Genomic DNA, 22,190 nt, shown 5'->3' with positions numbered 1-22,190 from the left:
GCAGCCGCGGATTATGGACCATTGAGGCCGCGAGCATTGCGCTTGCGGCGGAACCTGATAGCCTGTGCCAGCAGTCAAAAGCCATAAGAGGTCACCTATCATGATGCGCAGATTGTTGACACCGATTGCCGCCGTGGGGCTGTCTCTGGCCCTCGCGGCCCCCTTGGCTGCGCAGTCGATTGCCGGACCCTATCTGGCCGCCCGGTCTGCTGCGATACAAAATGATTTCGAGCAGGCAGCTTCTTATTACACGCAGGCACTGGCGCGTGATCCGGGTAATCTGGAACTGATGGAGAGTGCCCTTGTGGCGCAGTTGGCTCTGGGACGGCTTGAGCGGGCCCTACCGATTGCCACCGCTATTCAGAGCGCGGGCCAGACCAGCCAAGTGGCGCAGCTCGTGCTGACCGCTGATATGATAACGCGTGAGGCCTATGACGAGCTTTTGGATCTTGCCCCTTACGAAAACCGGATCGGTGCCTTGGTGGACGGGCTGGTCGAGTCCTGGGCATTGATGGGCAACGGCAGTGTCAGTGACGCGTTGGAACGCTTTGACAGTATTGCAGAAGAGTCCGGTCTCGAAGCTTTCGCGATGTTCCATAAAGCGATGGCGCTCGCGTCTGTCGGTGACTTTGAAAGCGCCGATCAGATTTTTGCTGCGGATGAGACCCGGTCGGTCCTGCAAACGCGGCGGGGGGTTCTGGCGCGGGTCGAGATATTGTCTCAGCTTGAACGCGAAGACGAAGCGTTGCAGTTGCTGCAAACCATGTTTTCAGGGGCGACCGACCCCGAAATTGATGCCGTCATCGCGGCTCTGAACGAAGAGGAGCCGCTGCCGTTCACCCACGTGAATTCGGTCAGGGAAGGCTTTGCCGAGGTATTTTTTACCGTGTCAGCGGCCCTGCGCAGTGAAGCCGAACCTGAGTATACGCTTCTTTACGCTCAAATCGCGCGCATATTACGACCCGATCACGTCGATGCGCTGTTGTTGACCGCAGAGCTTTTTGAGACCCTTGAGCAGCATGATGCGGCGATTGCGGTGTTCAAGGAGGTGCCGGCGAACGATCCGGCCTATCATGCGGCGGAGCTTGGCCGGGCAGCGGCCCTGCGCAGCTCTGGCCGGGCGGGTGCGGGGGTTGAGGTTCTCGAACAGCTCGCGCGCAGCCACGGTCACCTTGTAACCGTACAATCCGCCTTGGGCGATGCCATGCGCCAGCAGGACCGGTTTGAAGAAGCCGTCATTGCCTACGACCGGGCTGTGGCCCTTACTCAGGAAACGGGCCAGCCCAGTTGGTTCCTGCTCTATGCCCGAGCGATATCGCATGAACGGCAAGGCAACTGGGAGCAGGCCGAAGCTGATTTTCGCGCCGCCCTTGAGCTGAACCCCGGGCAGCCACAGGTGCTGAACTACCTCGGCTATTCCTTGGTGGAAAAGCAGATCAATCTGGATGAAGCGCTGGAAATGATCGAACAGGCCGTTTCGGCAAGTCCCGACAGCGGCTATATCATCGACTCTCTGGGATGGGCGCTCTACCGGCTGGGGCGCTACGAAGAAGCGGTGCCGCATATGGAACGGGCGGTGGAACTGATGGCTGTTGATCCGGTTGTCAACGATCACCTTGGCGATGTCTACTGGGCCGTCGGCCGCTACCGCGAAGCGGAATTCCAGTGGTCGCGTGCATTGTCCTTTATCGACCGCGGCGAAACCGTGGAAGATATCGATCCCGATCGCATACGTCGCAAGCTCGCAGTGGGGCTGGATGTCGTGCTCGAAGAAGAGGGCGCGGAACCTTTGAGGGTGGCGAGAGAGTAACCCTCCACCGCATGCAAACGTCCACATTCGTAAGCGTTTTTGCGCCAGCAAAAATTAACCTGACCCTTCACGTGACGGGGCAGCGCGCGGATGGCTATCATTTGCTCGACAGCTTGGTGGCCTTTGCCGATGTGGGGGATGAGCTTGTTGTGCAAACCGGCAAGACGGTCTCGGTCATCACCGAAGGCCCTGAGGCCGCAGCCGTTCCTGTCGATATGGACAACCTTGTCCTGAAGGTCGCGGCCTTGTTCGAGGACATGCCGGGCGCCTCCTTTCTGCTGACCAAGAACCTGCCGGTGTCCTCCGGTATCGGGGGCGGGTCGGCAGATGCGGCGGCGGCCTTTCGCGGTCTTATGACATTTCGGCGGGGCGGACAGGTATCCCCCGCGCTCTACGATCCGGCCAACACGCCCATGGCCCAGAAACTGCTGGCCTTGGGCGCAGACATCCCGATGTGCCTGTTGTCCCGCGCGGCCCGCATCCGCGGGATCGGTGAAGAGATGACCCCGCTTCCGCAGCTTCCCGAACTGCACGCTGTTTTGATTAACCCGAGATGTCGCGTTGCGACGCCATCTGTGTTCTCCGCCCTGAAACACCGTGACAAGCCGCCGATGCCCGCCACGCTTCCCCGGTTTGCAGGGCCAAATGACCTGTTCCTTTGGCTGGCGCGTCAGCGGAACGATCTGGAAGAGGCGGCGATGGGGCTGGAACCCGTCATCGGTGAGGTGAAGTCGGCACTTGCGGCAGACCAGAACTGTCGCCTGGCCCGGATGTCCGGATCGGGGGCCACGGTTTTTGGTCTATATGACACGGCCGCTATGGCCAGGGCCGGTGCAGATGCGCTGCGCAAAAAGCATAAAGACTGGTGGGTCAGGGCTGTACGTCTGGGCGATCAGCTTGACCGTGCCTTGCCACGTCAGTTGATCCGCTCAACCACGTAATCCGCGAGATCTGTCAGCATCTTCTTTACAGGATGATCCGGCAAAGGGGTCAGCGCTGCCTTTGCCCGCGCGCTCTCAGCGCGCGCCACGGCACTGGTGTCCGCCAGCGCGCCGTGTTTGTGCAAAAGCGAAATCGCATGGTCGAGATCGCCGTCTTCCTGCCTGCCCTTTTCGATGGTCCGCACCCAAAAGGCGCGCTCTTCCGCATCGGCCTTGGCAATGGCCTTGATCAGCGGCATTGTCAGCTTGCGCTCGCGAAAATCGTCGCCCAGGTTTTTACCGATCACACTGGCATCGCCCTGAAAATCCAGCAGATCATCGACAATCTGGAAGGCCACGCCAAGTGCGTCGCCATAGTCATAAAGGGCGCGCACCTGCGCATCAGGCGCGCCTGCGATGACCCCGCCCACCTCAGTCGCGGCGGAAAAGAGCGCGGCCGTTTTGCCCCGCACCACCTGCAGGTAAATCTCTTCGGTTGTGTTGAGGTCCTGGCTGGCGGTCAATTGCAAAACCTCGCCCTCGGCAATTGTGGCGGAGGCGTTGGACAGGATGCTGAGCACCCGCAGCGATCCGGTCTCAACCATCAGCTGGAAACTGCGGGAGAACAGATAATCGCCAACCAGCACCGACGATTTGTTGTCCCACAGCAGGTTTGCCGTCGGACGCCCCCGGCGCTGGCCGCTCTCATCGACAACATCGTCATGCAGCAGCGTGGCAGTGTGAATGAACTCTACTGTGGCGGCCAGATGGATGTGAAATGGGCCGTCATATCCGCACAGATGCGCAGCGGCGAGCGTCAGCATCGGACGCAGACGTTTCCCGCCCGCTTCGACCAGGTGGGCGGTCACTTCGGGGATGCGGGGCGCATGCTTTGAGGCCATCCGCGCACGGATCAATTCATTGACAGCCGCCAGGTCTTTTTCCAGAAAACTGGCCATACGGTCATGCGGTTTCTGGAAATTCTCGGTTTTCGACATCAACTTCCCGTTTGCAAGGCTCGACATCTTCACCGGCTTGCCCTTACATCCCTGATATGAAGGAACTTTTGCGCAGCACCGACCCTACGATCATTGCTTTTGCCACCGCCCTTCTCCAAGGGGAGGATATAGCCTGCTTTGAAATGGACGTAAACATGAGCGTACTCGAAGGCGGCATCGGAATCTTCCCGCGCAGGCTGATGGTCAGGACAGACGATCACGCAGCGGCAACGCGGGTGATGACGGATAATGACATCCCCCTCGGGTTATGACCACCCGGCTGACAAAAGACGCGTTTCTGGGCGGCAAGGTCATGCTGTATCAGCCGACAACAGGTTACCGGGCGGGCGTCGATCCGGTGCTCTTGGCCGCGACAGTGCCCGCGCAGGCCGGAGAGCGCGTTCTCGATTTGGGGTGCGGTGTCGGCGCGGCAGCGCTTTGTCTTGGAGCGCGCGTGCCCGGCCTGACCTTGGCCGGTGTCGAGCTGCAGGAAGACTACGCCGCTCTTGCGCGCCGGAACGGGGGAGGCAATTTCGAGGTGGTCACCGCTGATCTGATGGATCTGCCGCTGGCGTTGCGCCAACGGCAGTTTGACCATGTCTTGGCAAATCCCCCCTATTTCGACCGCAGAGCAGGGCGTGCGGCAACAGATACCGGACGCGAAGCCGCGCTGGGAGAAGCGACACCGCTTTCTGACTGGGTGAAGGTTGCGGCCAAGCGGTTGGCTCCAAAGGGATACGCACATTTCATCCACCGCGTCGAAAGGCTGCCCGAAATCCTGACCACAATGACCGCAAGGTTGGGCAGCATCGAAGTGCTGCCGATTTGTCCGCGGCAAGATCGCGCCACTGAACTTGTGATCGTGCGCGGTCGCAAGAACGGGCGGGGGGCGTTCAAGCTCCATGCGCCGTTGGTGCTGCATGAGGGGCCGCGCCATGAAAGGGATGGCGACAGCTACGTCGCGGAAGTGCGCGCGGCCCTGCGTCATGGTGGGTCGCTCGTTTTCTAGTCTGATATTAAGGCCTCGTTAACGCTTTGCAGGTGCATAATGCGGATGCAGCGTGACTTGAATCACATGATGTGTTCAACTTGACGCTGTAACCGAAGTAACAGGAGGACTGAATGAGCTTGAATGCACATGTTGAACAACTGAAAAAGAAGCATGAATCCCTCAGTGCGGCTGTCGAGGCCGCCCAACGTGCACCGGGCGTAGACACCCTGGATGTCGCCGACCTCAAAAAACAAAAACTCCGCGTCAAAGAAGAAATCACACGACTGTCGAGTTAAAGCTCCGGTCGACCTGTAGGGCAGGCGCGCGAAGGCGGCGCCTCCCTCTGTCCGCTAACTCACGCGCAGAATTTCCAAACCCTCTGTCACGTAAGCTGTTTTTTCGATCTCGCGGACGATCCAGTCGCGAAAAGCGCGGACCTGAGGTCGGTCTTGAGTGCCTTGCGGACACAGGAAATGAAACCGCCCCCCCGTCATGATGGCTTGCGGGAAGGGCAGCACCAGACGCCCTTCGGCAATGTCCTTGACAACCAGTGCCCGCCGTCCAAGCACCACCCCGACACCCGCCAAAGCAGCATCGATCGCGTGATCTGCCTGACTGAAGCGGGGCCCATGATCGGGGCCATAGGCGATACCCATAGCAGAAAACCACGCGCGCCAATCGCAGCGCGGCTCAACGAAGTTGATGGAATCATCAAAGATCAGCGGTGCCTTGGTCAGGCTTTGCGGAGTTGGGTATTTTTCCGCCAATCCCGGTGTCATCACCGGGGCCACCCAGTCCTCCGCAAGGGGGAGCGCCCAAAGATCCGGATCAACCGTGGCACCGTAGCGGATTGCCACATCCACCGCATCGCGCGCGAAATCCACGATCCGCAGGGAGGCAGAAAATCGCAACTCGATATCCGGGTGGCCTTGGGCGAACTCATATAATCGGGGTGCCAACCATTTGGCGGTGAAGGCGGGTCCCGCTGTCACCGTGAGCGTCTGGCCGTCCTGAAGCCGCTGCGTTGCGCGCCATGCAGCGGCGAGGGTTTGAAACCCATCCGCAGCGCCATGGGCCAGGGTTTTGCCAGCATCGGTCAGTTCGACTGCGCGGTTCAGCCGGCGAAAAAGGGGCGCTCCAAGATGCTCTTCCAGTGATTTGATCTGAAAGCTCAGTGCGGCGGGGGTCACTGACAGCTCCTCTGCGGCCTTGGCAAAAGACATATGACGGGCTGCGGCATCAAAAGCACGCAAGGCGGTCAGAGGGGGTAGGCGATCAGGCATAATCAGATAAGTATAACTTAACTGAAGGAATGAAAAGTCTCGTTTGTCACTCTTTTAAACCAATGTCATATAGGGATTAGTTTAGAAGCACTGATGAAAATCTTAAGGAGATCAAGATATGTTCGAAGCCGCCACCACGGAGAGAACCCGAGCAGCACTCCAGCGGGCCCACCAGGAACGCGGCCAGATTCTGCGCGACGCCTGGGACTGGCTTTTCCCGTCATCCGTTTCCCGCTGATTGTCTGCAGCGATCTTACGGGATAGAAAAGGGGCCGGTTTGTGAGAACCGGTCCCTTTTTTCGTCTTGGATTGGTATTCTAGACGAAGAACTGAGCGCCATTGGCAGAGATGGTCGAGCCATTGATGAAGCCTGCGTCGTCAGAGGCAAGGAAAGCCACACAGCGCGCAATCTCTTCGGGCTCGCCCAGGCGGCCCGCCGGGATCTGGCCGATAATGCTTTCGCGGACTTTTTCCGGGACGGCCATCACCATTTCTGTCGCGATGTAACCCGGGCAGATCGCGTTTGCGGTGATACCGGCGCGCGCCCCTTCCTGAGCCAGCGATTTCACGATGCCCAGATCGCCTGCTTTGGTCGCGGCATAGTTCACTTGCGCGAACTGCCCCTTCTGACCGTTGATCGAGCTGATCACGATGACGCGTCCGAATTTGCGCTCTCGCATGCCGGGCCAAACCGGATGGACCGTGTTGAAAACACCGGTCAGGTTTGTGTCGATCACCTGTTGCCATTGCTCTGGCGTCATTTTGTGGAAAGGGGCATCGCGTGTGATGCCTGCGTTGGCGACGACCACGTCAATCGGGCCAAGGTCGGATTCGACCTGGGCGATACCGTTCTTGCTCTCGTCGTAATCGGCGACATTCCACTTGTAGGTCTTGATACCTGTCTCAGCGGTGAATTTCGAGGCGGCTTCATCGTTGCCTGCGTAGGTGGCGGCGACAGAATACCCCGCATCTTTCAGGGCATTGGAAATTGCGGCGCCGATTCCCCGGCTGCCTCCGGTGACAAGTGCAACACGGGACATACTTTGGTCTCCTCCAGTGGTCTTCGATTTTGGGTCGGTCTCTTACACATGCTCACAAGAATATGCGATCATGCGGCGGGTCTTAGGCGGCGCCCGAGGAGGCCGCCTTGATCTAGATCAGGGACGCTCCAGGCACATCGCAACGCCCATACCACCACCGATACAAAGTGTGGCGAGGCCTTTTTTCGCATCGCGCCGCTTCATCTCGTGGATCAGCGTGTTCAGGATGCGCGCACCGGAGGCGCCGATGGGATGGCCGATTGCGATCGCACCGCCGTTGACATTCACGATCTCCGGGTTCCACCCCATGTCCTTGTTCACCGCGCAGGCTTGCGCGGCAAAGGCCTCGTTGGCCTCCACGAGGTCGAGATCTTCGGCTTTCCAGCCTGCTTTTTCCAAGGCTTTCCGGCTGGCGTAGATGGGGCCTGCACCCATGATCGACGGGTCGAGACCCACCGTGGCATAGCTCGCAATCCGGACCAGAGGTTCAATGCCGCGCTTTTCCGCCTCATCCGCAGACATCAGCAAGGCACCTGCTGCGCCATCGTTCAGACCGGAGGCGTTAGCTGCGGTGACCGATCCATCCTTGGTGAATGCGGGGCGGAGTTTTTGCATGGCCTCCATGGTCGCGCCGTGGCGGATGTATTCGTCCTTATCGACAACGATATCGCCCTTCCGGGTCTTGACGGTATAGGCGAACACCTCGTCCTCGAACTTGCCGGCCTTTTGGGCGGCTTCGGCCTTGTTTTGCGACGCGACGGCGAATTCATCCTGCTGCTCACGACTGATTTGCCATTTTTCAGCAACGTTTTCAGCGGTTTGACCCATGTGATAGCCGTTGAAAGCATCCCACAGACCATCGCGGATCATGGTGTCGATATATTTCATGTCACCCATCTTATGCCCGGCCCGCAGCGGGGCGGCGTGGGGTGAAAGCGTCATGTTTTCCTGACCGCCTGCGGCGACGATTGTGGCATCTCCCAGCTGGATGTGCTGTGCGGCAAGGGCCACGGTGCGCAGCCCCGAGCCGCAGACCTGGTTGATGGTCCAGGCCGAGGATTCTTGTGGTAAACCAGCGTTGATATGAGCCTGACGGGCCGGGTTCTGGCCTTGGGCTGCCGTCAGCACCTGACCCAGAATCGTCTCGGACACTTCAGATGCATCCACGCCTGCCCGCGCAACGATTTCCTTAAGCATTGCCGCGCCGAGATCATGTGCGGGGGTGTTTGCGAAAGACCCACCGAAGCTGCCGACGGCAGTTCTTGCGGCGGAGGCGATTACGACATTCGTCATGGTGATGTGGTCCTTTGCCAGTTCCTGAAAAGACCCAATTCACACGCAGTTGCGCGCGACGCAGCCCCCTCTTCATTACGGGCAACAGTTACCGCATCCTTAATTATGCATCAACAGCTTGTGTATGTGACAGACTACCGCAAAGGGAAAAACCGCTAAATCGTTAAACGGCCTGACGTATGCGATTGTCTCTCAGCCATGCCGGACGGGTGGTTGCGGCCGCAAAGTGGTAACCTTGCAGGCAGTCAACGCCGAGGCTCACCAGAACATCCGCATCTTCCTGGCTTTCGACAAATTCGGCGACGGTCAGCATGTCAAAGTGCTTTGCGATACCGACAAGCGCTGCCGTCATGGCCCGATTATCGGGGTCGTTGGCAATGCCCTGAATGAACTGCCCGTCGATCTTGATCACATCAAAACAGAACTCCTTGAAGTGGCGCAGGGCGGTATAGCCTGCACCGAAATCGTCCATTGCAAAGCAGATGCCCTGCATTTGCAGACGGTCCATGAAATCCACTACCAGCTCCGGCACCAACATGGCCGAGCTTTCGGTGATTTCCAGAACCAGCCGTTCGCCGATGAGCTCATTCCGCTTGAGCCAGCGGTCAAGCATCTGGTTCCAGGGCTGGTAGCCAATCGACCGGGCCGACATATTGATCGAGAGGCGTAATTCGGGATTGTCGTTCAGGGCGCGCAGCCCCTTGGCAAGCGCCAGCGTGTCAAGTTGTCGTCCCAGCTCCGAGGACTCAATGGCATCCATGAAGGCGGACGCGGGAATGACGCGGCCGGTTTCATCCAGTACCCGGATCAACCCTTCGTAAAAGGCGATCTTGCTCTGATCGCGTGCCTGCATCACGGGTTGATAGGCCAGCAGAACCTGCTTGTGACGGATGGCGGCGGCAACCATATCGATGGTCTGCTGATCGCGTCGTGTGACGGCAAAATTCAGGGGGTTATCGCTTCCCGGTGCGATATCGGCCATCATTCTCTTATTCGGTCCCGGCATTGTCGTCCTCGCAGTGTCTGGTTGTGCCACATTGACTCCTTGGATGCTAAAGCCGGGTTAATATTCCTATTTTGTTCTAATTTTAGATGTGATCTAACTATCCTAAACCTTCTGAAACAAAAGGAAAAATAATGAAGATGCGATGTGAGTGGGCGGGTCCGGAACAAATCTATCTGGACTACCATGACACCGATTGGGGGGTCCCGGAATATGACAGCCGCGCGCTTTGGGAGAAACTGATTCTCGATGGTTTCCAGGCCGGGTTGAGCTGGATCACGATCCTTAAAAAACGCGACAACTTCAGGGCGGCCTTTGCCGGATTTGACCCGCATGTGATTGCAGAGTGGACCCACGCAGATGTCGAAAGGCTGTTGGCCGATCCCGGAATTATCCGTCACCGGGGCAAGATCGAGGCTGCGATCTCCAATGCCCGCGTGTGGCAGCAGATCGAGGCGCAGCAGGGCTTTGACCATTTCTTGTGGAACTACGTCGATGGCAAGCCTTTGCAAAATGCCTGGCAGACCCAGGCAGAGGTGCCGCCGCAGACCGAATTGTCCGGGCAGATCTCCAAGGATCTCAAGGCGCGGGGGTTCAAGTTTTGCGGCCCCACGATCGTCTACGCCTTTATGCAAGCCACGGGCATGGTCAACGATCATCTGGTTGGGTGTCACAGGTATGATGCGGTGGCGGCCATGGGGCGTTGACTCTGTATCAATCCCCAGTATAAGCGCGGCTTCATTGGTGTTGGTGGCCCCCGCAAGGGACAGCCTGTCAGGTGCAAACCAAAGGACAACGCCCTTCACGCCCGACCGGGCCACACAGAAGGAGATCAGCCGTGACAAAACGCACCGCTGCCAAGTACAAGATTGACCGCCGTATGGGCGAAAACATCTGGGGCCGTCCGAAATCCCCGGTGAACCGCCGGGAATACGGCCCCGGCCAGCACGGCCAGCGCCGCAAGGGCAAACTGTCGGACTTCGGCATCCAGTTGCGCGCCAAGCAGAAGCTCAAGGGCTACTATGGCGACCTGACCGAGAAGCAGTTCCGCCGCATCTATGCCGAGGCGGAGCGGGTCAAAGGCGATACCGGTGAAAACCTGATCGGCCTGCTGGAACGCCGTCTCGATGCGGTGGTTTACCGTGCAAAGTTCGTGCCGACCGTGTTTGCGGCCCGCCAGTTCGTGAACCACAAGCATGTGCGGGTGAACGGCAAGATCGTGAACATCCCCTCCTACCGCGTGAAAGAGGGTGACGTTATTGAGGTTCGGGACCGCTCCAAGCAGATGGCGGCGATCCTCGAGGCAACACAACTGCCCGAGCGGGACGTGCCTGATTACATCGACGCGGACCATTCCAAGCTGTCTGCGACATTCGTGCGCACACCGGCCTTGGGGGATGTACCCTATCCGGTCATGATGGAACCGAACCTCGTGGTCGAATTCTACGCCAAAAACTAAGGTCTGATCGAGACCGAGACTTTGGGGCCGCGCCGGATCAGACCAGCGCGGCCCTTTTGCGTGGCACGGCGGGCTTTGTGCAACGTCTTGCCCTGCAGGTCTTTTTCGATTGCATGCGCCAGTTGGGGCTGGCACAGATCAGCGCCCCCCGCTAAGTTCCGCTTCAAGGAGACGGCCAGATGACGACAACGATCCGCCCGCAGCCCGGCATACTGGAGATCGCGCTTTATCAGGGCGGGGCTTCCCATATTGAGGGCCAGGCCGATCCGCTCAAGCTGAGCTCAAACGAGAACCCACTGGGCTGCAGCCCGAAGGCTGTCGAAGCGGTCACGGCAGCAGCGCTCAAAATGCACCGTTACCCGTCGACCGATCATGACACGCTCAGGCAGGCGATTGCCGCGGTGCACGCTCTGCCCAAGGATCAGATCGTCTGCGGCGTTGGATCGGACGAGATACTGACCCTGCTGGCGATGGCCTTTGCGGGGCCGGGGGATGAGGTTCTTTACCCCGAGCATGGGTTTTCCATGTACCGGATCTTTGCGCTGTCGGCCGGCGCGACCCCCGTTGTGGCCCCGGAGGCCACGCGCAAGGTGTCGGTGGACGCGCTGATCGACAGGATATCCCCCGCAACGCGGCTCATCTACATGGCAAACCCCGCCAACCCCACCGGCACGGCTCTTGATCTTGCAGAGGTGGCCCGGCTGGCCGACGCTGTGCCGGAGACATGCCTGCTGGTTCTGGATGGCGCCTATGCCGAATTCTTCGACGGCTATGATGGCGGGGCCTCGCTGGTTGCATCGCGACCAAATGTCGTTATGACGCGCACCTTTTCAAAGCTCTATGGGCTTGGGGGGCTGCGGGTTGGCTGGGCTTATGCGGCGCAGGACGTCATCGATGTGCTCAACCGTATTCGGGGGCCCTTCAACCTGTCCGAACTGGCCCTGGCCGGGGCGGAAGCCGCCGTGCGGGACCGTGCCTTCGTGGAGACCTGCCTGACATTGAATGCCGAGCAGCGGGCGCGCCTGACGGGCGGGTTGCGTCAGTTGGGCATTGCCTGTGACGACAGCCATGCGAACTTTGTGCTTGCGCGGTTCACGGATGAAAACGAGGCCTTGGCGGCGGATAAACACCTCAAGGCGGCGGGTATTCTGGTGCGTCTGGTGAAAGGCTACGGTTTTCCCGAGGCCTTGCGGATCACCGTTGGCGAGGGGGAGGATGTAACGCGGGTGCTGGACGCCTTTGCAAGTTTCAAGGGGTCGACATGAGTGTCATCTACAACCGCGTGGCGCTGATTGGTCTGGGGTTGATTGCCTCCTCCATGTTCTGGGCCATGAAGCGCAAAGGTCTGGCCGGAGAGGTGACAGGCTACGCCCGCTCGTCACAGACCCGTGACACGGCGCGCCGGATCGGTCTGTGCGATCATGTCCATGACAGCGCCGCTGAGGCTGTCGAGGGGGCGGATCTGATCGTGCTCTGCGTGCCGGTGGGGGTGATGGGCGCGGTGGCGGCGGAGATTGCACCTCACCTGAAACCGGGCGCCACCATCACCGATGTGGGGTCCGTCAAACGCGATGTGATCGATCATGTTGGGCCGCATCTGCCGAACGGCATTCACTTTATTCCGGGCCATCCGCTTGCAGGGACAGAGCATTCAGGACCTGAATCCGGCTTTGCCGAACTCTTTGACAACAGGTGGTGTCTGTTGGTGCCGGTCGAGGGCAGCGATGCGAAGGCCGTGGCCCGGCTGCGCGCGCTCTGGGAAGGTATTGGCAGCAACGTGGAGGAAATGGAGGCCGATCACCATGATCTGGTACTGGCCGTGACCAGCCACGCGCCACACCTGATTGCCTACACGATGGTGGGGGTTGCGGACGATCTGCGCCGGGTGACCGACAGCGAGGTCATCAAATACTCTGCCGCCGGGTTCCGCGATTTCACGCGGATTGCGGCCAGCGATCCCACCATGTGGCGCGATGTGTTTCTGACCAACAAGGACGCCACGCTCGAAGTGCTGGGCCGCTTTACCGAGGAGCTTTTTGCCCTGCAGCGCGCGATCCGCACCGGGGACGGCGATCACCTGCACGACTATTTTACCCGCACCCGCGCGATCCGTCGCAGCATTATCGAAGCGGGTCAGGACACTGATGCGCCGGATTTTGGACGCACAAAGGCGTCTTCGTGAAGCGGTTGATGGTCGCCCTGATGCTTTTGGGCGGTGTTGCGAGTGCCGCCCCCGAAGCCTCTTTGCGGCCCGTGGCAAGGGCCGGGGTCAATGCGGGCTCGGGCGTGACGCTGGAGCCGTCCGGAGCGATTGCGCCGCGCCGGCGGGATGCGGCGGCGGTGGCTGCTGCGGGGCGCGGGCAGGGGATGGTCGCGTCGCTCAGACCTGAATTGCGCCCGCGCAGGTTTCGCCGCATCGCGCGCGAACAGGAAAGGCTGCGCCAGCGGGGCGCGGTCTGCGGTGATCTCGACATTCAGGGAGAGGTCGTGGGGCGCGTTGCGGGGCGTCAAAACGGCTGTGGCATAGAAAACGCCGTCCGGGTCCGGACCGTCTCCGGGGTCACCCTGAGCCAGCGCGCCGTCATGGACTGCACAACGGCGCAAGCGCTCAAGACATGGGTGGATGAAACCGCCAAGCCCACCCTGCGGCGCAGCGGCGGCGGGCTCAAAAGCCTCCGGGTGGCGGCGCATTATGTCTGTCGCACGCGCAACAACCGGCCCGGCGGACGTATTTCCGAGCATGGCAAGGGCCGTGCGATCGATATCTCCGGGGTGCGGTTGCGGGACGGCACGCTGATCACCGTGCGCAACGGCTGGAATGGGGCGAACACGGCGCAGGTGATGCGCCGCCTGCACAGTGGGGCCTGCGGTCCTTTTGGGACCGTGCTTGGTCCGAACTCAGACCGGTTTCACCTCGATCACTTCCATTTCGATACCGCGCGGTACCGAAGCGGTCCCTATTGCCGCTAGCGCAGGATCAGCCGTGGTGCGGCGCCCAGCGGGACAAACCCCATGAACATGGTCCCCTCGCGGATCGCGATGGTCACGTCAATTGTATCGGGATTGCCCCCCGACCGGGCAAGTGCGCTGAGCACATTCTCGATTTGCGGACGCATCGCTGAGGGCAGCGTGCCGGCGCTTTCCGCCAGTGTCAGCATATCCTGCCAGTTGCGGGCCTGAAGCGAGACCTCGCCGCTCAGCAGGCCCGTTTCTGCCACATCAAGCGTCGCCGCACTGCGGATCAACAGCGTTCCCCAGACCGCTTCCGCCAGCCGCAGGTCAATCCGGCGGGGCTGCGGGCGAGAGACCTCGATCGCCGTGCGATCCACCGCGCGATCAAAGGCGACCGACATATCGAGCGCCAGGCTGTCGAAGGTCACGGGCCAGTCGGCCGGGACACGCAAGGCACGCCGTGGCACGCTGCCGGGTTGAAAGGCCGGGGCGTCCAGCATGAGATCATAGAGGGTCGGGTCCTCGGCGTCTTGACGCATGCGTAAGGTAAGCGCCCGGGCCCCCAGAACCGTGCCCTCGGGGGCCGCAAGGGTCCAGAGCCCTGCCGTCAGCGCCATTTCCTCCAGTTCCAAATCGGTGCCCGGATGCAGGCGCAGATCAGCGACAGCGTCCTGGGCGATTGCTGTCCTGCGTTGTTCCGGACTGGCAAAAATCATCTCATCGGCTGGAAACACCAGGCTGACAAAACCCGGCCAGAAGGCCGAGGCGTTGATGCGCAGGGAAGAGGCCTCGAACACCACACCGGTTTGTGGATCGGCCAGCACCGGGCGCTGCAGAACGGCGTCCAGTGCATTGGGGTAGCCGCTCATGCTGATCTCGGTGACCTCGGCCTGCCAGCCCTCGCCGCGCCGTTCTGCGAGCCAAGCCTCAATCCCGGCCTGCAGGGTCGAGGCGGCGAAAAACCACCATCCGCTCCACAACAGGGCAAAGACCACTGCCAACCAGACCAATCGCCGCATAAGTGACCTCTTCCGTTTCGCGCTGATTTGAGGTTTACGCAATGCAGGCAAGGAGAACCAGAGCGATGACAATGTGGGTATTCGGATATGGCAGCCTGCTGTGGAATCCGGGCTTTGAGGTTGCAGAAAAGGTGATCGCCACGCTGCCCGGCTACGCGCGGTCTTTTTGCATGCGCTCCATTCACCACCGTGGCACGGAAACGCATCCGGGCCTAGTGCTGGCACTTGACGAAGAGCCTGCGCATGTCTGCGAAGGGGTGGCGCTGGCGGTAAAGGCGGGGCACGAGGCGCAAACACTGACCTACCTGCGGGAGCGTGAGTTGATTTCGTCCGCGTATCTGGAGCGGGAATTGGAGATTGATCTGACCGATGGGCGGCGGGTTTTGGCACTTGCCTATGTCATCAGCCCTGACCATGTGCAGTATTGCGGGGGCCTGCCGCTGGAAGAGCAGGCCCGGATCATCGCAACCGCCATCGGGGGGATGGGGCCGAACACCGAATACCTCTACAACACGGCCCAGCATTTGAGCGAGATCGGCCTGCATGACCCTGACCTTGAATGGCTCAGTCAGCGAGTTCGCGCACTCAGCTCATAAATTCTTGGCGCTTGGCGGCGTTTTCTGTGTAAACTACGCCCAGAGCAGAACAATAACGGTCAGGAGCGCGGGCGGATGGCCTTACCAGACCAAGAGACCAGACCAGTCTTTTCACAACCGGTGCGGCAAATCTCCCTGATGCTGATCGTCCTCGCCCTGTCCGGGTTTGGCGGATTTCTGGCCTTGCCACGCGTCTTGCCGGTGTTTCAGGCGAACCCCTATCTGAATGGCTTTATCATCTTCGTGTTTTTCATCGGGGTGTTGGCCTGTTTTTATCAGGTTTTCCAACTGATCAGCTCTGTCCGGTGGATTGAGCGCTTTGCCACCGACAGGCTCGATGGCAGCATGCAGCCACCGCTTTTGCTGGCGCCCTTGGCCTCTTTGTTGCGCCAGCGCGGGGCGCGGATGCAGGTCAGTGCCTCCTCCACCCGCTCCATTCTCGATTCCGTGGCCACGCGGATCGACGAGGCGCGAGAGATCACACGCTACATTGTCAACATGCTGATCTTCCTCGGCCTTTTGGGGACGTTTTATGGCTTGGCCACGACCGTGCCCGCGGTGGTCGACACCATCCGCAGTCTGGCCCCGCAGGATGGGGAAGGCGGTGTCGATGTCTTCAACCGCCTGATGAGCGGGCTTGAAGCGCAGTTAGGCGGCATGGGGGTGGCTTTTGCCTCCTCGCTGCTGGGCCTTGCAGGCTCGCTGATTGTCGGGTTGCTTGAGCTTTTTGCAGGCCATGGTCAAAACCGGTTCTACCGGGAGCTTGAAGAATGGCTCAGCTCTATCACGCGGGTCGGGTTTACCTCGGGCGAGGATGCCTCAGGTGACCAGAATGTGCTGGCAGGTGTCGTGGATCACATGGCCGAGCAAATGATCACCCTGCAGGAGATGTTTCTGCAGTCCGATACCAGCCGCGCGGAGGTCAACGAAACACTGGGGGGGCTGGCAAGCTCCATCGAACGGATGACCCAGCGCATGGAAGGCTCTGACCCCTCCAGTGCGGCGCTGGAACGGGTTGCGGCGGGGCAGGAGCGCCTGATTTCACTCTTCGAGGCGCAGGGTCAGGGGGAAGGCATCGATGCCGAAAGCCGGATGCGCCTGCGGTCAATCGATGTGCAGATGCTGCGTATTCTGGAAGAGATCTCTGCCGGACGGCAGGAAAGTGTCGCCGAACTGCGCACGGATATCAACAAACTCGCTGAAGCGTTGAAACCCCGTCGTCCGCGACCTCTGGGTAAAGCGGCCCCAGGAGACGGCTGATGGCGCTGTCGCGACGCACAGGTACGCGGTTTCAGGCCTCTATCTGGCCCGGTTTCGTCGATGCGATGACCGGCCTGTTGCTGGTGCTGATGTTTGTGCTGACGATCTTTATGATCGTGCAATTCGTGCTGACTGAGCGGATCACGGGGCAGGAGACACAGTTGGATCAGCTTGCGGGCGAGGTGGCCGCCCTGGCCGAAGCCCTGGGTCTGGAAGAGCAGACCAGCGACCGGTTGCGCACCCGTGTCGGGGAGCTGGACGCCACCTTGACGGATGCCGAGGCGCGTATCGCGGCACTGACTGCCGCACGGAATGCTCAGGCCGAGGCTCTGTCCGAAGCGGAAACCCGGATCACGGGCTTTGAAGCACAGGTCGCCGCCTTGATCTCGGAACGCGACAGGGCCTTGGGTACCATCACCTCGCTTGAAGAAACCCAGCAGGCGCTGGAGACCGCCCAGGCCGAGTTGATGGAAGAGCGTGAGGCGTTGAACCTTGCGCTTGCCGCCGCGCGTCAGGAGGTTGACGCACAGGCCGAGGCGGCCCGTCTTGCAGCGGCCCGTCGCGAAGCGCTGGACGCATTGGTGGCCGACTTGCGCGCCCGCAACGCGGATGCGCAGGGCCGGATCGAGACCTTGAGCGGTCAGTTGGACGAAACACAGCAAGCCCTCAGCGCCGAAGAAGCCGCCCGCTTGACAGAGGCCGCCGCGGCAGAGCTTTTGCGCGCGCGCCTTCAGGACGCTGACGCGGAGCTGACGGCGATGACCTTGGCGCTTGAGCGGCAACGCCAGGAGGCGGAGGATACACTGACGTTGTTGGCCGCGGCGCGTGCTGCAGAGGCTGAGCTCGACACGGCTTTGGCAGCGGCCCTGTTGGAAATAGGTCGCCTTGAAGGCCAGGTTGCTGAGGGCGAGACTGCGCAAACCGCGCTCGCAGCCCTGGAGGCGCGTCAGGAGGAAATGGCCGCGCGTCTGAGCGCAGTGCTGGCGGACCTTGATGAAGCACAGGCCCGCGCGGCCTTGGAGGCCGCCGCGCGGGCGGCGGCCGAAGCTCAGGTCCAGACGTTGGCTGAGGAGGCGCAGAATGATGCAACATTGCGCACGCAACTGGCCAATGCCCTTGCCGCCCAACGCGCCGCAGAGATTCTTGCCGAAGACACATCGACAGAAGCGCAGCGGCGGGCGGCTCTTTTGGCGCAAGCGCGGAACGCCTTGGCCGAAGAGGAAGAAAACAGTGCCGCAGCACAGCGTCAGACCGAGTTGCTCAATCAGCAAGTTGCTGCGCTGCGGGCGCAATTGGGGGATTTACAGGCTTTGCTGGATGATGCCCGCGACCGCGATGCTGCCCAGCAGGTGCAGCTGCAATCGCTTGGATCGGAGTTGAACACGGCGCTTGCGCGGGTTGCGGCTGAGGAACGCCGTCGCGCCCAGCTTGAAGAGGCGGAGCGCATCAGGCTGGAAGAAGAAGCCGCGCGTCTGGCGGCAGAGGCGGAACGGCTGACCCAGGAAACAAAAGATCTTGAGCAATATAGATCAGAGTTTTTCGGCCGCCTGCGCGATGTTCTGGGGCGGCAGGAAGGGGTGCGCATCGAGGGAGATCGGTTCGTCTTCTCGTCCGAAGTGCTGTTTGAGCCGGCGCGGGCGGATCTATCGGCGGAGGGGCGCGAGGAGATCGGCAAGGTGGCCGAGATCATTTCGAGCGTGGTGGATGAAATTCCACCGGAAATCGATTGGATCATTCGCGTGGATGGGCATACCGATGATCTGCCCCTCTCTGGTGCAGGTCAATTTGCCGATAACTGGGCGCTGAGCCAGGGCCGGGCGCTGTCGGTGGTGAAATACATGGTGGATGCCTTGGGTATTCCGCCGCAGCGCCTGTCCGCAAATGGTTTCGGGCAGTATCAGCCGGTCGCTTTGGGCAATACCCCTGAAGCGCGTGCGCAAAATCGTCGAATTGAGCTGAAATTCACCGAGCGCTGAGATAGGCCTTTCCTCTTTGCCGGTGGTTTTGTTGTTTTATCGGAACGCTGTGGAAGCACCGTCGTTGCGGCGCCTGTTTCTGCTTGGCAGGCGTCTATCTTGCCGGCGCTTTTCGCCTTTGAAGCCTCTGACGGGGTCGCTTGCTTCCGGGGAGCGGCAGAGCACATGAGGTAAAATCATCGCGCCCGAAGATCGGGTACCTCTAATGCAAGACCCCTGCCAGATGCCCGGCAGGGGGTAAGCATTAAACTATACGATTGATGTGGTCAGCATTTGTTACTCTGCCGTCAGGAGTGGCGGCTTGTCTCCGGACAGACGCGGATTATCAGGCCCTTCGATTTTGAGATCGATGTTTCCGGCTTTGACGCCAACCTTCACCACACCGCCCTTGGCCAGCTTGCCAAAGAGCAAGTCTTCGGCGAGAGGCTTTTTGATATGCTCTTGTATCACACGACCCAGCGGACGCGCGCCCATCTTGCTGTCATAGCCCTTGTCCGCCAGCCATTCGGCTGCGGGCTTGGTCAGCTCAATTGTGACATTGCGATCCATGAGTTGCGCTTCAAGCTGCAAAACAAACTTTTCGACAACGCGCAGAATGACTTCCTTCGGCAGAGGTGCAAAACTGATGACCGAGTCCAGACGGTTGCGGAATTCAGGTGTAAATGTGCGCTCGATGGCCGCCGTATCCTCGCCTTCGCGACGGTCACGGCCAAACCCGATGGCTTCCTTGGCCTGTTCAGCAGCGCCTGCGTTGGAGGTCATGATCAGCACCACATTGCGGAAATCCACTGTGCGCCCGTTGTGGTCCGTCAGCTTGCCGTGGTCCATCACCTGCAACAGGATGTTGTAGACGTCCGGGTGCGCTTTCTCCATCTCGTCCAGCAGCAGTACGCAATGCGGATGTTGGTCCACACCATCTGTCAGCATGCCGCCCTGATCAAATCCGACGTAGCCGGGAGGCGCGCCGATCAGGCGAGAAACGGCATGCTTTTCCATGTATTCAGACATGTCAAACCGCAACAACTCCACCCCAAGCGTATCGGCAAGCTGTTTTGCCACCTCGGTTTTGCCAACCCCGGTGGGGCCTGCAAAGAGATAATTCCCAATTGGCTTTTCGGGTTCGCGCAGGCCTGCCCGGGCCAGTTTGATGGCCGACGACAGCGCTTCGATTGCGGCGTCCTGGCCAAAGACCACGCGTTTCAGAGACCCTTCCAGATCCTTGAGCACCTCTGCATCGTCTTTGGACACATTCTTGGGCGGGATGCGGGCGATCTTCGCGACGACATTTTCGATTTCTTTTGTGCCGATCGTCTTGCGCCGTTTCGCAGCGACCACCAGATGTTGGGCTGCCCCCGCCTCGTCAATCACATCTATCGCACTGTCAGGCAGTTTGCGGTCGTTGATATAGCGCGACGCCAGTTCGACGGAGGTTTTGATCGCATCAGCGGTGTATTTCACCGCGTGATGATCCTCAAAATAAGGTTTCAGACCCCGCAGGATTTTCACGGCATCTTCCACCGACGGCTCATTCACATCGATCTTCTGGAACCGGCGGCTCAGGGCGCGATCCTTCTCGAAATGCTGGCGGAACTCCTTGTAGGTGGTTGATCCCATGGTGCGCAGCTTACCGCCCGCCAGGGCAGGTTTGAGCAGGTTTGAAGCGTCCATGGCCCCCCCGGATGTTGCACCGGCCCCGATCACGGTATGAATCTCATCGATAAAGAGGACGGCATCTTTGTGATCTTCCAACTCGGAGACCACAGCCTTCAGTCTTTCCTCAAAATCGCCGCGATAGCGCGTGCCGGCCAGCAGTGCGCCCATATCAAGGGAATATATCGTCGTCTCGGCAAGAACTTCCGGGGTTTCGCCAGCAACAATCTTGCGCGCGAGACCCTCGGCGATGGCGGTTTTGCCGACGCCCGGATCCCCGACCAGCAGAGGGTTGTTCTTGCGGCGACGGCAAAGCACCTGAATGCACCGCTCCACCTCGGAATCGCGCCCGATCAGCGGATCAATGTCCCCTTCACGCGACTTGGCGTTCAGGTCGACGCAGTATTTCTCCAGCGCGCTCTCTTTTTTCTCGCCTTCCGTCACACCTTGCGGTTCCTCTTCGGTCTCTGGTGCGCCGGAGACCGGACGCTGTTCACCGTAAGCGGGGTCTTTTGCAACCCCATGGGCGATAAAATTCACCGCGTCATAGCGCGTCATGTCCTGCTCTTGCAGGAAGTAGGCCGCGTTGCTCTCTCTTTCGGCAAAAATTGCCACCAACACATTGGCCCCGGTGACCTCGGTGCGGCCGGAAGACTGCACATGGATCGCCGCGCGTTGGATCACGCGCTGAAAGGCTGCGGTGGGGACGGCTTCGGACCCGTCGATATCCGTGACAAGATTGCTCAGGTCTTCGTCCACGAATTCGACCAGCGTCGTGCGCAAATCTTCGATGTCGACGCTGCAGGCCTTCATGACGCGGGCCGCATCCGGTTCGTCGATCAGCGCCAGCAGCAAATGCTCCAGCGTTGCAAATTCATGTCGTCGGGCATTGGCCAGAGCCAATGCGGAATGGATTGCCTGTTCCAGTGTGGTCGAAAATGAAGGCACGTCGCGTGCTCCTTCTGATCGGGGTCGGTGGGGATGCCGAAGGATGTCAGCTCCTCGTCCAACCATAGCCTCATAGTGTTAGAGTTTGGTTGATCGTAGCGCGGCTTCAAGTTTTTTCTGCATTTTTGAGGTCACAAATTGTGTGAACGTTACAGCCAAGACTACGATATGGGCGTTAAAAAGCGTCCTTTCGGGCGCGGATTTCAGCAAATACGTCGCTGTCGGACGCGGTGGTCAGCCCTAATCTTGAACGAATTCCGGGGTTTGCGGCGCGCAGAAACGGATTGGTTGCAAGTTCAAGGGCCAGAGTTGACGGAACGGTCGGCTTTTCCTCGGCACGCGCGGCCGTGATCGCCTCGCCACGTGATATAAGATCAGGATTATCCGGTTCAATGGTTAATGCAAATCTAGCGTTGGCGGCGGTGTATTCATGACCTGAACACACTTTCGTTTCTGGCGGCAGTGCGGCGAGCTTGCCGAGCGAGGCCCACATCTGCGCTGCTGTGCCTTCAAACAGACGCCCGCATCCCAGCGCCATCAGGCTATCGGCGGTAAAGACGGCGCCTGCCGCCGCACAGTAATAGGCAATATGGCCTTTCGTGTGCCCGGAGACATCTATGACCTCCACGCGATGTCCTGCAAAATCGAAAGCATCGCCATCTTTGAGGGCAACATCCAAATCCGGCAGGCGATGCGCATCGGCGGCGGCCCCTCGCACAAGAGCTTTGTGCTCTTGCAGAACAGCCCCCAGCCCCTGCACGTGATCGTCATGGTGGTGGGTGATCCAGACCTCGTTCAGCCGCCATCCCCGCCCGGCCAGCGCCTGCAGAATTGGGCCGGCCTCGGGAATATCAACCAGCGCCGTTTTGCCTGCGTCACTGTCGTGGAGCAAAAACGCATAGTTATCAGACAGACAAGGGATGGTGACGATCTCAACGGGCATGGTCATTTTCCTCAGGCTTGGTAACACTACGCACCAGAGTGACCGAACA

The 22,190-nt window shown here is 60.1% G+C and carries 22 protein-coding genes; 13 read left to right on the top strand and 9 right to left on the bottom strand.

The window, feature by feature from the left end:
* The first annotated feature begins 103 nt into the window (after positions 1–103).
* Together H7847_RS01465 and H7847_RS01460 are read left to right on the top strand one after the other, a co-directional pair.
* Entirely contained in the window at positions 104–1,810 is a 1,707-nt protein-coding gene (locus tag H7847_RS01465) for a tetratricopeptide repeat protein (protein ID WP_227267758.1), read from the top strand.
* Positions 1,811–1,821: 11 nt separating this feature from the next.
* On the top strand, positions 1,822–2,751 hold the full coding sequence (locus tag H7847_RS01460; protein ID WP_227267606.1) for a 4-(cytidine 5'-diphospho)-2-C-methyl-D-erythritol kinase: 930 nt from the start codon (positions 1,822–1,824) through the stop codon (positions 2,749–2,751).
* Here H7847_RS01460 and H7847_RS01455 read toward each other — a convergent pair.
* Positions 2,727–3,728, bottom strand: a complete 1,002-nt coding sequence (locus H7847_RS01455) for a polyprenyl synthetase family protein (protein ID WP_227267605.1) — start codon at positions 3,726–3,728, stop codon at positions 2,727–2,729. The two genes, H7847_RS01460 and H7847_RS01455, sit on opposite strands and share 25 nt — an antisense overlap.
* A gap of 56 nt (positions 3,729–3,784) precedes the next feature.
* Between H7847_RS01455 and H7847_RS01450 the strand changes: the two genes are divergently transcribed.
* From H7847_RS01450 to H7847_RS01440, 3 genes are all read left to right on the top strand, one after another.
* Positions 3,785–4,000 (top strand): putative signal transducing protein, encoded by a 216-nt coding sequence (locus tag H7847_RS01450; RefSeq protein ID WP_227267604.1) that lies wholly within the window; start codon positions 3,785–3,787, stop codon positions 3,998–4,000.
* Positions 3,997–4,737, top strand: a complete 741-nt coding sequence (locus H7847_RS01445) for a tRNA1(Val) (adenine(37)-N6)-methyltransferase (RefSeq protein ID WP_227267603.1) — start codon at positions 3,997–3,999, stop codon at positions 4,735–4,737. Before H7847_RS01450 ends, H7847_RS01445 begins: the two co-directional genes overlap by 4 nt.
* A 113-nt stretch (positions 4,738–4,850) precedes the next feature.
* On the top strand, positions 4,851–5,015 hold the full coding sequence (locus tag H7847_RS01440) for a YdcH family protein (RefSeq protein WP_227267602.1): 165 nt from the start codon (positions 4,851–4,853) through the stop codon (positions 5,013–5,015).
* 54 nt (positions 5,016–5,069) lie between these two features.
* Here the strand turns inward: H7847_RS01440 and H7847_RS01435 are convergent, their stop codons facing one another.
* The 4 genes from H7847_RS01435 to H7847_RS01420 all read right to left on the bottom strand — a co-directional run bounded on the left by H7847_RS01435 (position 5,070) and on the right by H7847_RS01420 (position 9,320).
* Positions 5,070–6,002 carry a transcriptional regulator GcvA gene (locus H7847_RS01435; RefSeq protein ID WP_227267601.1) on the bottom strand — a complete coding sequence of 311 codons (933 nt, stop codon included), beginning with the start codon at positions 6,000–6,002 and terminating at the stop codon, positions 5,070–5,072.
* A gap of 317 nt (positions 6,003–6,319) precedes the next feature.
* On the bottom strand, positions 6,320–7,042 hold the full coding sequence (gene phbB / locus H7847_RS01430) for an acetoacetyl-CoA reductase (protein WP_227267600.1): 723 nt from the start codon (positions 7,040–7,042) through the stop codon (positions 6,320–6,322).
* A gap of 117 nt (positions 7,043–7,159) precedes the next feature.
* Positions 7,160–8,335: an acetyl-CoA C-acetyltransferase gene (locus H7847_RS01425; protein ID WP_227267599.1), complete on the bottom strand. Its 1,176-nt coding sequence runs from the start codon at positions 8,333–8,335 to the stop codon at positions 7,160–7,162.
* Positions 8,336–8,498: 163 nt separating this feature from the next.
* Positions 8,499–9,320: an EAL domain-containing protein gene (locus H7847_RS01420; protein WP_227267598.1), complete on the bottom strand. Its 822-nt coding sequence runs from the start codon at positions 9,318–9,320 to the stop codon at positions 8,499–8,501.
* Positions 9,321–9,472: 152 nt separating this feature from the next.
* Here H7847_RS01420 and H7847_RS01415 point away from each other — a divergent pair, with 152 nt between their 5' ends.
* Positions 9,473–10,045, top strand: a complete 573-nt coding sequence (locus tag H7847_RS01415) for a DNA-3-methyladenine glycosylase I (protein WP_227267597.1) — start codon at positions 9,473–9,475, stop codon at positions 10,043–10,045.
* A 131-nt stretch (positions 10,046–10,176) separates the two neighbouring features.
* Positions 10,177–10,797, top strand: a complete 621-nt coding sequence (gene rpsD / locus H7847_RS01410; RefSeq protein ID WP_227267596.1) for a 30S ribosomal protein S4 — start codon at positions 10,177–10,179, stop codon at positions 10,795–10,797.
* Here rpsD and H7847_RS01405 read toward each other — a convergent pair.
* Complete coding sequence (locus H7847_RS01405; RefSeq protein WP_227267595.1) at positions 10,794–10,964, bottom strand: hypothetical protein; 171 nt, start codon at positions 10,962–10,964, stop codon at positions 10,794–10,796. The two genes, rpsD and H7847_RS01405, sit on opposite strands and share 4 nt — an antisense overlap.
* A gap of 12 nt (positions 10,965–10,976) precedes the next feature.
* Here H7847_RS01405 and hisC point away from each other — a divergent pair, with 12 nt between their 5' ends.
* The 3 genes from hisC to H7847_RS01390 are packed head-to-tail and all read left to right on the top strand — an operon-like array spanning position 10,977 to position 13,767.
* Positions 10,977–12,062 carry a histidinol-phosphate transaminase gene (gene hisC / locus H7847_RS01400; RefSeq protein ID WP_227267594.1) on the top strand — a complete coding sequence of 362 codons (1,086 nt, stop codon included), beginning with the start codon at positions 10,977–10,979 and terminating at the stop codon, positions 12,060–12,062.
* The gene (locus H7847_RS01395) at positions 12,059–12,979 is read left to right on the top strand and encodes a prephenate/arogenate dehydrogenase family protein (RefSeq protein WP_227267593.1); all 921 of its coding nucleotides are present in this window, start codon (positions 12,059–12,061) and stop codon (positions 12,977–12,979) included. Before hisC ends, H7847_RS01395 begins: the two co-directional genes overlap by 4 nt.
* Entirely contained in the window at positions 12,976–13,767 is a 792-nt protein-coding gene (locus tag H7847_RS01390; RefSeq protein WP_227267592.1) for an extensin-like domain-containing protein, read from the top strand. The genes H7847_RS01395 and H7847_RS01390 overlap by 4 nt, the downstream gene beginning before the upstream one ends.
* On the opposite strand, the gene H7847_RS01385 is transcribed toward H7847_RS01390, so the two are convergent.
* Positions 13,764–14,768, bottom strand: coding sequence for a DUF2125 domain-containing protein (locus H7847_RS01385; RefSeq protein WP_227267591.1), 1,005 nt, complete (start codon positions 14,766–14,768; stop codon positions 13,764–13,766). The genes H7847_RS01390 and H7847_RS01385 overlap by 4 nt on opposite strands.
* A gap of 65 nt (positions 14,769–14,833) precedes the next feature.
* On the opposite strand from H7847_RS01385, the gene H7847_RS01380 reads away from it, so the two are divergent.
* The 3 genes from H7847_RS01380 to H7847_RS01370 all read left to right on the top strand — a co-directional run bounded on the left by H7847_RS01380 (position 14,834) and on the right by H7847_RS01370 (position 18,600).
* Complete coding sequence (locus tag H7847_RS01380; protein ID WP_227267590.1) at positions 14,834–15,364, top strand: gamma-glutamylcyclotransferase; 531 nt, start codon at positions 14,834–14,836, stop codon at positions 15,362–15,364.
* 75 nt (positions 15,365–15,439) lie between these two features.
* Positions 15,440–16,624 (top strand): biopolymer transporter ExbB, encoded by a 1,185-nt coding sequence (locus H7847_RS01375; RefSeq protein ID WP_227267589.1) that lies wholly within the window; start codon positions 15,440–15,442, stop codon positions 16,622–16,624.
* A complete protein-coding gene (locus tag H7847_RS01370; protein ID WP_227267588.1) occupies positions 16,624–18,600 on the top strand; it encodes a peptidoglycan -binding protein in 1,977 nt (658 codons plus the stop codon). The genes H7847_RS01375 and H7847_RS01370 overlap by 1 nt, the downstream gene beginning before the upstream one ends.
* 276 nt (positions 18,601–18,876) lie before the next feature.
* Here the strand turns inward: H7847_RS01370 and clpA are convergent, their stop codons facing one another.
* Together clpA and gloB are read right to left on the bottom strand one after the other, a co-directional pair.
* A complete protein-coding gene (gene clpA / locus H7847_RS01365) occupies positions 18,877–21,198 on the bottom strand; it encodes an ATP-dependent Clp protease ATP-binding subunit ClpA (protein WP_227267587.1) in 2,322 nt (773 codons plus the stop codon).
* A gap of 175 nt (positions 21,199–21,373) precedes the next feature.
* Entirely contained in the window at positions 21,374–22,141 is a 768-nt protein-coding gene (gene gloB / locus H7847_RS01360; RefSeq protein ID WP_227267586.1) for a hydroxyacylglutathione hydrolase, read from the bottom strand.
* Between the last annotated feature and the right edge of the window lie 49 nt (positions 22,142–22,190).

It is taken from the genome of Roseobacter weihaiensis (assembly GCF_020622345.1).
Lineage (GTDB): Bacteria > Pseudomonadota > Alphaproteobacteria > Rhodobacterales > Rhodobacteraceae > Roseobacter > Roseobacter weihaiensis.
This window is presented reverse-complemented; position numbering and strand designations above follow the sequence as displayed.